The organism is Streptomyces sp. NPDC005878, from assembly GCF_040629815.1.
Lineage (GTDB): Bacteria > Actinomycetota > Actinomycetes > Streptomycetales > Streptomycetaceae > Streptomyces.
Window position 1 is genome coordinate 215,982 of record NZ_JBEXWK010000010.1, and the last position, 9,986, is coordinate 225,967.

Annotated in this window: 10 protein-coding genes; 5 read left to right on the forward strand and 5 right to left on the reverse strand. The window is 69.8% G+C overall.

The annotated features are described in order from the left end of the window. Positions 1-80 precede the first annotated feature (80 nt). The 5 genes from ABZ404_RS18235 to rpmH are packed head-to-tail and all read right to left on the reverse strand — an operon-like array spanning position 81 to position 2,754. On the reverse strand, positions 81-590 hold the full coding sequence (locus tag ABZ404_RS18235; RefSeq protein ID WP_358833462.1) for a R3H domain-containing nucleic acid-binding protein: 510 nt from the start codon (positions 588-590) through the stop codon (positions 81-83). Positions 591-604: 14 nt separating this feature from the next. Continuing rightward, on the reverse strand, positions 605-1,891 hold the full coding sequence (gene yidC, locus ABZ404_RS18240; protein ID WP_358833463.1) for a membrane protein insertase YidC: 1,287 nt from the start codon (positions 1,889-1,891) through the stop codon (positions 605-607). Positions 1,892-1,894: 3 nt separating this feature from the next. Next, positions 1,895-2,230 carry a membrane protein insertion efficiency factor YidD gene (gene yidD / locus ABZ404_RS18245; RefSeq protein WP_358833464.1) on the reverse strand — a complete coding sequence of 112 codons (336 nt, stop codon included), beginning with the start codon at positions 2,228-2,230 and terminating at the stop codon, positions 1,895-1,897. Continuing rightward, complete coding sequence (gene rnpA / locus ABZ404_RS18250) at positions 2,227-2,598, reverse strand: ribonuclease P protein component (RefSeq protein WP_358833465.1); 372 nt, start codon at positions 2,596-2,598, stop codon at positions 2,227-2,229. Before rnpA ends, yidD begins: the two co-directional genes overlap by 4 nt. Before the next feature lie 18 nt (positions 2,599-2,616). Further along, positions 2,617-2,754: a 50S ribosomal protein L34 gene (rpmH, locus tag ABZ404_RS18255; protein ID WP_006381191.1), complete on the reverse strand. Its 138-nt coding sequence runs from the start codon at positions 2,752-2,754 to the stop codon at positions 2,617-2,619. Between the two features lie 385 nt (positions 2,755-3,139). Here rpmH and dnaA point away from each other — a divergent pair, with 385 nt between their 5' ends. The 5 genes from dnaA (at position 3,140) to ABZ404_RS18280 (ending at position 9,693) form a co-directional block, all read left to right on the forward strand. Continuing rightward, the gene (dnaA, locus tag ABZ404_RS18260; protein WP_358833466.1) at positions 3,140-4,957 is read left to right on the forward strand and encodes a chromosomal replication initiator protein DnaA; all 1,818 of its coding nucleotides are present in this window, start codon (positions 3,140-3,142) and stop codon (positions 4,955-4,957) included. Positions 4,958-5,851: 894 nt separating this feature from the next. Then, the gene (dnaN, locus tag ABZ404_RS18265; protein WP_358833467.1) at positions 5,852-6,982 is read left to right on the forward strand and encodes a DNA polymerase III subunit beta; all 1,131 of its coding nucleotides are present in this window, start codon (positions 5,852-5,854) and stop codon (positions 6,980-6,982) included. Positions 6,983-7,101: 119 nt separating this feature from the next. Next, positions 7,102-7,980, forward strand: coding sequence for a phosphogluconate dehydrogenase (NAD(+)-dependent, decarboxylating) (gene gnd / locus ABZ404_RS18270; RefSeq protein ID WP_358833468.1), 879 nt, complete (start codon positions 7,102-7,104; stop codon positions 7,978-7,980). A gap of 43 nt (positions 7,981-8,023) precedes the next feature. Then, entirely contained in the window at positions 8,024-9,145 is a 1,122-nt protein-coding gene (gene recF, locus ABZ404_RS18275) for a DNA replication/repair protein RecF (protein ID WP_358833469.1), read from the forward strand. Continuing rightward, positions 9,142-9,693 (forward strand): DciA family protein, encoded by a 552-nt coding sequence (locus ABZ404_RS18280; protein WP_358833470.1) that lies wholly within the window; start codon positions 9,142-9,144, stop codon positions 9,691-9,693. Before recF ends, ABZ404_RS18280 begins: the two co-directional genes overlap by 4 nt. Positions 9,694-9,986 lie beyond the last annotated feature (293 nt).

The following is a 9,986-nucleotide window of genomic DNA, read 5'->3' on the forward strand; positions in this document are numbered from 1 at the left end:
CGTCTGCGAAACAGACGGGGCCGAGGCCGGGAATCCCGGGGGCGGGCCCCCGAGATCCCCGGCAGAGGACTACGGACCGCTCAGGCGGGGAGCACGATGACGAAGCGCTGCGGCTCCTCGCCCTCGGACTCGCTGCGCAGACCGGCGGCGGCGACCGCGTCGTGCACGACCTTGCGCTCGAACGGCGTCATCGGCTGGAGCTTCACCGGCCGGCCCGAGTTCTTGACCTCGTCCGCGGTCTTGGCACCCAGCTCGGACAGCTCCGTACGCTTCTTGGCCCGGAAGCCGGCGATGTCGAGCATCAGACGGCTGCGGTCACCGGTCTCCCGGTGCACGGCCAGCCGGGTCAGCTCCTGGAGCGCCTCCAGCACCTCACCGTCACGGCCGACGAGCTTCTGCAGGTCACGGCTGTCGGCATCGCTGATGATCGAGACCGCGGCACGGTCCGCCTCGACGTCCATGTCGATGTCGCCGTCCAGGTCGGCGATGTCGAGCAGGCCCTCCAGGTAGTCGGCGGCGATCTCCCCCTCCTGCTCCAGGCGGGACAGGGTGTCGACACCCTCGGCGGCCGGGATGGTGCCTTCCGTCACGGATGGACTCCTTCTTACTTCTTGGACGGGTGCTTGGGCCGCTGCTGACCCTTGCGCTGTCCTGACTGGGCCTTGCTGCGTGCGGTACCGGAGGCGGGCTTGCCCGCCGTCTTGGACTTGGCAGCCTGCGACGCGTCCTGCTTCGCCTCGGCACCCTCGTCCGACGTGCCCTTTTCCAGCGAGGTCCTCGCCGGCTCATCACCGTCGCCGCCACCCTGCGCGGCGGTCGCGGCGGCCTGGCGCTGGGCCTTGGTCAGACGCTTGGGCTGCTGGCGCCTGGCGCCGGCGGCCTCCGCCTCGGCCACGGCGGGGTCGCTCTTGACCACGCTGCCGTCGGCCTGGGCCGCGAAGCCCTGCTTGGCCAGGCCCGAGATGAACTTGCGCTCGTTGTCGTTGCGGTCCGGGCCCTTGGCCACGATCGCCTGCACGACGGCCCGGCGGCGCTTGCCCCGCACCTCGTTGTGGGCGGCGACGCTCTTGCTCAGCCGGTCCAGGTAGCTGGCCTGCGCCTTGGAGCCCGGCGTCGGGTTCTGGTTGATCACGTACATCTGCTGGCCCATGGTCCACACGTTGGTGGTCAGCCAGTAGACGAGGACACCGACGGGGAAGTTGACACCCATCACGGCGAACATGACCGGGAAGACGTACATCAGCATCTTCTGCTGCTGCATGAAGGGCGTCTTCACCGACAGGTCCACGTTCTTCGTCATCAGCTGGCGCTGGGTGAAGAACTGCGACGCGGACATCAGCACGATCATGATCGCGGTCACGACGCGGACGTCGGTCAGCGTGGCGCCCAGGGCATCGACCTTGGAGGCGCTGTCCGTGAACTTCGCGGCCAGCGGTGCGCCGAAGATGTGGGCGTTACGCGCGCTGTCGAGCAGCGACTGGTCGATGACGCCGACCTTCTTGTTGTTCGCGATGTTGCTGAGCACGTGGTACAGCGCGAAGAAGAAGGGCGACTGCGCCAGGATGGGAAGGCACGAGGAGAGCGGGTTGGTGCCCGTCTCCTTGTACAGCTTCATCATCTCTTCGGACTGACGCTGCTTGTCGCTCTTGTAGCGCTCCTGGATCGCCTTCATCTTCGGCTGGAGCGCCTGCATGTTCCGGGTCGACTTGATCTGCTTCACGAAGAGCGGGATCAGGCAGATCCGGATCAGCACCACCAGGGACACGATGGACAGTCCCCAGGCCCAGCCGGTGTCCGCCCCGAAGATCGCGCCGTACAACTTGTGGAACTGGACGATGACCCAGGAAACAGGCCAGGTGATGAAGCTGAACAGACTGGCAATCGTGTCCACTAATCAGGCTCCTTGAGCATTGGGCGAGGTCTCTGCGGCCGGGCTGGGCTCGGTCTCAGCGGCGGAGTGCCCGCCCTTGCTGCCACGCCAGGCGTTGCGCAGCGCCTCGTGCCAACGAGGGCGCTTGCGCTCGGGGACGTAGTCCACGCCGCCCGGCGACCACGGATTGCACCGCAGAATGCGCCAGGCGGTCAGTGCCGTGCCCTTCACCGCGCCATGCCGGTCAATGGCCGTGAATCCGTAGTGGGAACACGACGGGTAGTACCTGCAGACGGGCCCGAGCAGCGGGCTGATCGTCCACTGGTACAGCTTGATCAGGGCCAGCAGCGGGTACTTCATCGCGCACCCCCTCCCAGCAGCCGCTGGAGGGCGGCGTCCAGGTCTCGGGCCAGATGTGCATGATCGGCATCGCCCGCGCCGGGCAATGCTCGTACGACCACCAGGCTACCGGTGGGCAGCTGGGAGAGCCGATCGCGCATGAGATGGCGAAGCCTGCGCTTCACCAGGTTGCGGACGACGGCCACACCCACGGCCTTGCTGACAACGAAACCCGCACGCGTCGGGGGAGCGCTCTCCCCAGGCGCGTGCGGGTCCGTTGCACCGCTGCGTAGATGGACGACGAGGAGCGGGCGACCGGCCCGGCGTCCTCGGCGTACCGCGGTCGCGAAGTCTTCGCGCCGCCTCAGCCGATTCTCGGTAGGCAGCACGTCATGACCTGTATGCGATTAGGCGGACAGGCTGGCGCGGCCCTTGCCACGACGGTTCGCGAGGATGGCGCGGCCGGCACGGGTACGCATCCGCAGGCGGAAGCCGTGGGTCTTGGCACGACGACGGTTGTTCGGCTGGAAGGTGCGCTTGCTCACTCGGGGGCTCCAGAACTGATTCGGTGGTGGCGGGACATCGCCTGGCTGTCACCGTGCGCCCACGAGAAGCTCGCAATACACGAAGCTCGTACAACGCCCGAGTGCACCGCTTCACGATCACAGACCGTGATCTTTGCCCATCGGAGGCAGGCGGCAGCAGCCATCGACAACTCGACCTGGTTACGGTACGCGCGGCTACGCCATCCGGTCAAACCAGCGTCTTCCCGGGGCCCGCTGTGCACAGCCTGTGGACAACAACTTGAACCACGTCAGTCGCCGCGACTACCGTGGCTCGACCCCGACTCTTTTCCTTTCTGTCCTTGCCTGTCCTTCCATCCCGTCCCGAGAACCACACATTCGTGGGACCTGCGAGAGAGCGTGCCCTGTGGCTGACGTACCTGCCGATCTTGCCGCAGTGTGGCCACGCGTGCTGGAGCAGCTCCTCGGGGAGGGCCAGCAGGGCATCGAGCCCAAGGACAAGCAGTGGATCGAGCGCTGCCAGCCGCTCGCCCTGGTCGCCGACACGGCGCTGCTCGCCGTTCCCAACGAATGGGGCAAGCGCGTCCTGGAGGGCCGCCTGGCCCCGCTGATCAGCGACACGCTCAGCCGTGAGTGCGGCCGCACGATCCGGATCGCGATCACCGTCGACGACTCCGTGGGCGAGCCCCCCGGCGGCGGCCAGTCCGCGCCGCAGCAGCAGCCCCCGCGCTACCAGGACGACGCCTACGGCCGCCCGGCCGACGACGGCCTGCCGACCGTGCGCCCGGCCTACCCGGAGTACCAGCAGCAGCGCCCCGAGCCCGGCGCCTGGCCGCGCGCCCAGGAGGACCACTCCTGGCAGCAGCAGCGCCTCGGCGGCTTCCAGGAGCGCGACCCGTACGCGACCGCCCGCCCGCAGCAGCCGCAGCACGACTACCGGCAGCCGCAGATGCCCGAGCGTTCGCCGTACGAGCAGCATCAGCAGCAGCAGTACGAGCAGCAGGAGCGACAGCCCTACAAGCAGGAGCGCCACGAGCTGTCCGAGCAGCAGGGCCAGCAGCACCACGGCGGCCCCCAGCACGGCGGCGGGGGCCAGCACGGCGGCGGGGGCCAGCACGGCGGGGGCGCCCCGCGTCCGATGGGCGGCCCCTCGTCCTCCTCGGCGGCCCAGCCGGGCGGCCCCGGTGAGCCGCACGCGCGCCTGAACCCCAAGTACCTCTTCGACACGTTTGTCATCGGTTCCTCGAACCGGTTCGCGCACGCGGCGGCGGTGGCCGTCGCCGAGGCGCCCGCCAAGGCGTACAACCCGCTCTTCATCTACGGGGAGTCGGGCCTGGGCAAAACGCATCTGCTGCACGCGATCGGGCACTACGCCCGCAGCCTCTACCCCGGCACGCGGGTGCGCTACGTGAGCTCGGAGGAGTTCACCAACGAGTTCATCAACTCGATCCGCGACGGCAAGGGCGACACCTTCCGCAAGCGGTACCGGGACGTGGACATCCTCCTGGTCGACGACATCCAGTTCCTGGCGAGCAAGGAGTCGACGCAGGAGGAGTTCTTCCACACCTTCAACACGCTCCACAACGCCAACAAGCAGATCGTGCTCTCCTCCGACCGGCCGCCCAAGCAGCTGATGACCCTGGAGGACCGGCTGCGGAACCGTTTCGAGTGGGGTCTGACCACCGATGTGCAGCCGCCGGAGCTGGAGACGCGTATCGCGATCCTCCGTAAGAAGGCGGTGCAGGAGCAGCTCAACGCCCCGCCGGAGGTGCTGGAGTTCATCGCGTCCCGGATCTCGCGGAACATCCGTGAGCTGGAGGGCGCGCTGATCCGGGTGACGGCGTTCGCGTCGCTCAACCGGCAGCCGGTGGACCTCGGGCTCACCGAGATCGTGCTGAAGGACCTGATCCCCGGCGGCGAGGACTCGGCGCCCGAGATCACGGCCGGCGCCATCATGGCGGCGACCGCCGACTACTTCGGGCTCACCGTCGAGGACCTGTGCGGATCCTCGCGCAGCCGGGTGCTGGTGACGGCCCGCCAGATCGCCATGTACCTGTGCCGCGAGCTCACCGACCTCTCGCTGCCGAAGATCGGCGCGCAGTTCGGCGGCCGCGACCACACCACGGTGATGCACGCCGACCGCAAGATCCGCGCGCTGATGGCCGAGCGGCGCTCCATCTACAACCAGGTCACCGAGCTCACCAACCGCATCAAGAACGGCTGAGCAGACCGCTCACAGAGCCTCTCAGGGCGCCCGGGACACCGTCCCGGGCGCCCTTTTCGTCGCCCCGCGACGGACCTCCACGCGCGCGTACGCGGTCGTCCCCACCTCTGTGGACGGCCCGCGGGGCCGTTCCGTACGGCTCGCTCCGGCCGCCGGTGTTCGAATATGGGCCGGTCAGCGGGGGTTCTCCACAGATTCGGGGACTTTTCCCCGTCCACACCCTGGGGACTGTTCAGTTGTCCAGATTGCTTCCACAGGCCGGTGCCCTGATACTCCATCACCCCAGGTCACGTGGTTGTGGATTTGTGCGCGACCGTGCTCCACAGGCTGTGGACGAAATCTCTGTCCACAGCCTGTGGTCAACGTTGTCCACCGGCGGCCCACAGGCTGGGGCATGTTGCCCACAGCTTCTCCACAGCGCTGTCCACTGTTCGGCAACGCAACACCCCCCGTCACCGGGTCGAGTGAAAGGCGTCACACCAACGCGCCCGGTTGGGCTGTGGGGAACCGGGGTAAAGCTGGGGACAGCTCTGGGGAGAAGTGGGCCCTGCCTGTGCATCGGGTGTGCAGAACTTTCGGATGTCCACAGAACCGGTGGGTTTTCCACCGGCTCCACCCACAGGCACGGTGGACAAAAAATCGGGTCTGACCTGCGAAAACGGGGTTATCCACGGTTTCCACAGGCCCTACTACTACTGCCACTTAGAGTTAGCCCGGATTCCGCTTCGAAGTGGGGCCTGTGCACAACTCGGCCTCGGTGGCTCCCGGACCGCTCGGCACGACTTGACCCCGACTCGCACCGAGTGTCAGCGGCGTACGTCAGACTGGTCCCCGGCGATACAGCCGACGACGAAAGCCAGCAGGGCGAGCCAGCAACAGCAGGAGGCGGTTCCGGTGAAGATCCGGGTGGAGCGCGATGTTCTCGCGGAGGCGGTGGCGTGGGTGGCCCGCAGCCTCCCGGCCCGTCCGCCCGCGCCCGTGCTCGCGGGCCTTCTTCTGAAGGCGGAGGACGGCGCCCTCAGCTTCTCCAGCTTCGACTACGAGGTCTCGGCGCGGGTCTCGGTCGAGGCCGAGGTCGACGAGGACGGCACGGTGCTCGTCTCCGGCCGTCTGCTCGCCGACATCTGCCGCGCCCTCCCCAACCGCCCGGTGGAGATTTCCACAGACGGTGTACGGGCGACGGTGGTCTGCGGCTCCTCCCGCTTCACCCTCCACACCCTGCCTGTGGAGGAGTACCCGGCGCTGCCGCAGATGCCGACCGCGACGGGCACCGTTCCCGGTGAGGTCTTCGCCTCCGCCGCCGCCCAGGTCGCCATTGCCGCCGGGCGCGACGACACCCTGCCGGTGCTGACCGGTGTGCGGATCGAGATCGAGGGCGACACGGTCACCCTCGCCTCGACCGACCGCTACCGCTTCGCGGTCCGCGAGTTCCTGTGGAAGCCGGAGAACCCGGACGCCTCCGCGGTCGCCCTGGTGCCCGCCAAGACGCTCCTGGACACGGCCAAGGCCCTGACCAGCGGTGACACCGTCACGCTCGCGCTGTCGGGCTCGGGCGCCGGGGAGGGCCTGATCGGCTTCGAGGGCGCCGGCCGGCGCACCACCACCCGCCTGCTCGAAGGCGACCTGCCGAAGTACCGGACGCTGTTCCCCACCGAGTTCAACTCGGTCGCGGTGATCGAGACCGCGCCCTTCGTCGAGGCGGTCAAGCGCGTCTCCCTGGTCGCCGAGCGCAACACCCCGGTCCGGCTCAGCTTCGAGCAGGGCGTGCTCATCCTGGAGGCCGGCTCCAGCGACGACGCACAGGCTGTGGAAAGGGTCGACGCCAACCTGGAGGGCGACGACATCTCGATCGCCTTCAACCCGACCTTCCTGCTCGACGGCCTGAGCGCCATCGACTCCCCGGTCGCCCAGCTCTCCTTCACCACCTCGACCAAGCCTGCGCTGCTGAGCGGCAGGCCCGCGCTCGACGCCGAGGCGGACGACGCGTACAAGTACCTGATCATGCCGGTGCGCCTCTCCGGCTGACCCGGCTGACCGGTGCGGGGGCCGTGTTCGTCTGAGCGGCCGACCCCACAGGTGTGTGCCCGTGTCCGGGCGTAGTCTCGGTCACGGGTACGAACGCCACAACGTCAAAGGATCATGTGATGGAGCTCGGTCTCGTCGGCCTCGGCAAGATGGGCGGCAACATGCGCGAGCGGATTCGCCGCGCAGGCCACACCGTCATCGGTTACGACCGCAACCCGGACGTCGCCGATGTCCACAGCCTCGAAGAACTTGTGGGCAAGCTCAAGGGTCCCCGGGTGGTCTGGGTGATGGTCCCGGCCGGTGCCGCGACCCAGTCCACCATCGACGAGCTGGCGGAGCTGCTCTCCCCCGGCGACGTCGTCGTCGACGGCGGCAACTCGCGCTGGACCGACGACGAGAAGCACGCGGTCGAGCTGGGCCTCAAGGACATCGGCTTCGTCGACTGCGGTGTCTCCGGCGGCGTCTGGGGCCTGGAGAACGGGTACGCGCTGATGTACGGCGGCGACGCCGAGCACGTGGCGAAGGTCCAGCCGATCTTCGACGCGCTCAAGCCCGAGGGCGAGTTCGGCTCGGTCCACGCGGGCAAGGTCGGCGCCGGCCACTTCGCCAAGATGGTCCACAACGGCATCGAGTACGCGATGATGCAGGCGTACGCCGAGGGCTGGGAGCTCCTGGAGAAGGTCGACTCCGTCACCGACGTCCGCGAGGTCTTCCGCAGCTGGCAGGAGGGCACGGTCATCCGTTCCTGGCTGCTGGACCTGGCGGTCAACGCCCTCGACGAGGACGAGCACCTCGACCGGCTGCGCGGCTTCGCGGCGGACTCCGGCGAGGGCCGGTGGACCGTCGAGGCGGCCATCGACAACGCCGTTCCGCTGCCCGCCATCACCGCGTCGCTGTTCGCGCGGTTCGCGTCCCGGCAGGACGACTCCCCTCAGATGAAGATGATCGCGGCGCTGCGCAACCAGTTCGGTGGCCACGCGGTCGAGTCCAAGAAGTAATCCACAGGCTGTTGGCAGGGCCGGGGGAGGTCGGCGCACCACCATGCACGTCACGCATCTCTCGCTGGCCGACTTCCGCTCGTACGCCCGGGTCGAGGTTCCGCTCGACCCGGGCGTCACCGCTTTCGTCGGACCCAACGGCCAGGGCAAGACCAATCTCGTCGAGGCGGTCGGCTATCTGGCGACCCTCGGCAGCCACCGGGTCTCCTCGGACGCGCCGCTGGTGCGCATGGGCGCCGAGCGCGCCGTCATCCGCGCGGCCGTGACCCAGGGCGAGCGCTCCCAGCTGATCGAGCTGGAACTCAACCCGGGCCGCGCGAACCGGGCCCGGGTCAACCGGTCCTCGCAGGTCAGACCGCGTGACGTGCTGGGGATCGTGCGGACCGTCCTGTTCGCGCCGGAGGACCTGGCGCTGATCAAGGGCGACCCCGGCGAGCGGCGGCGCTTCCTGGACGAGCTGGTCACCGCGCGCTCGCCGCGCATGGCGGCCGTCCGCTCCGATTACGACCGCGTCCTCAAGCAGCGCAACACCCTGCTGAAGTCGGCGGCGATGGCCCGGCGCCACGGCGGCCGCGGCATGGACCTGTCCACCCTCGACGTGTGGGACCAGCATCTGGCGCGGGCCGGCGCCGAGCTGCTCGCCCAGCGGCTGGACCTGATCGCCGCGCTCCAGCCGCTCGCGGACAAGGCGTACGACCAGCTGGCGCCCGGGGGCGGTCCGGTGGCGCTGGAGTACAAGCCGTCGGCGCCGGGCGGCGAGACAACCCGCGAGGACCTGTACGGGCAGCTGATCGCCGCGCTCGCCGACGTCCGCAAGCAGGAGATCGAGCGCGGGGTGACCCTGGTCGGGCCGCACCGCGACGACCTGCTGCTCAAGCTCGGCCCGCTCCCCGCCAAGGGGTACGCGAGCCACGGCGAGTCCTGGTCGTACGCGCTGGCGCTCCGGCTCGCCTCCTACGACCTGCTGCGGGCCGAGGGCAACGAGCCGGTGCTGGTCCTGGACGACGTCTTCGCGGAGCTGGACGCCCGGCGCCGCGAGCGGCTGGCGGAGCTGGTGGCTCCGGGCGAGCAGGTGCTGGTGACGGCGGCCGTGGACGACGACGTGCCCGGCGTCCTGGCGGGGGCCCGGTACGAGGTCACCGCGGGAGAGGTGGCGCGGGTATGAGCGAGCACTCCGGAAACGAGACGCCGGCGCCCAGGGTTCCCGAGTCCTCCGGCGTCGACCTCGCGCGCGTGGCGCTGCGCGCCGCCAAGGAGCAGGCCAAGGCGCGGGGCGCCGCCGCACAGCAGAAGAAGCAGGCCCGCCGGGGCGGCGGCCTGCGCTCGGGCGCCCGCGCGGACGGCCGCGACCCGCAGCCGCTGGGCGCCGCGATCAACCGGCTGATCACCGAGCGCGGCTGGGAGACCCCGGCCGCCGTGGGCGGTGTGATGGGCCGCTGGCCGCAGATCGTCGGCGACGACCTGGCCAACCACTGCGTACCGCTGCGCTACGACGAGGACCCCGACGAGCGGGTCCTCACGGTGCAGTGCGACTCCACGGCGTGGGCGACGCAGCTGCGCCTGCTGGCGCCCCAGCTGGTGGCCCGGCTCAACGCCGACCTGGGCCAGGGCACGGTCCGGCTGATCAAGGTCCTGGGTCCGGGCGGACCGCCCACGCGGTACGGGCGTCTTCGGGCGCCGGGGAGCACGGGGCCGGGCGACACCTACGGGTGAGGCGGGGGTGCGGGCAGGGCCGTCCGCCGGGCTCGGCCCTGTAGCGGTACCGCCGCCACTCGCCCCGGCCCCCTACGTCCCGGGCCGTCCGCCGCCTCGGCCCTGTAGCGGCACCGCCGCCACTCGCCCCGGCCCCCTTTCGCCCTCTGCGCCCACGGCTCCCGCCGCCCGGCACCAAGGGGCCACCGAGCCCCTCGGAGCGCCCCTGCGCGCGCGCAGGGAAGCATCTCGCGGACGGTGGTCAGCTGCGCGTTGATCGAGTCGCGGCGGTTGGTGAGCGCCGCCAGCTCGCG

What these genes read in the sequence shown, in the direction of transcription:
- yidD (WP_358833464.1), bottom strand. Translation starts at nt 2,230, where the DNA reads ATGAAGTACCCGCTGCTGGCCCTGATCAAGCTGTACCAGTGGACGATC.
- gnd (WP_358833468.1), top strand. Translation starts at nt 7,102, where the DNA reads ATGGAGCTCGGTCTCGTCGGCCTCGGCAAGATGGGCGGCAACATGCGC.
- recF (WP_358833469.1), top strand. Translation starts at nt 8,024, where the DNA reads ATGCACGTCACGCATCTCTCGCTGGCCGACTTCCGCTCGTACGCCCGG.
- ABZ404_RS18280 (WP_358833470.1), top strand. Translation starts at nt 9,142, where the DNA reads ATGAGCGAGCACTCCGGAAACGAGACGCCGGCGCCCAGGGTTCCCGAG.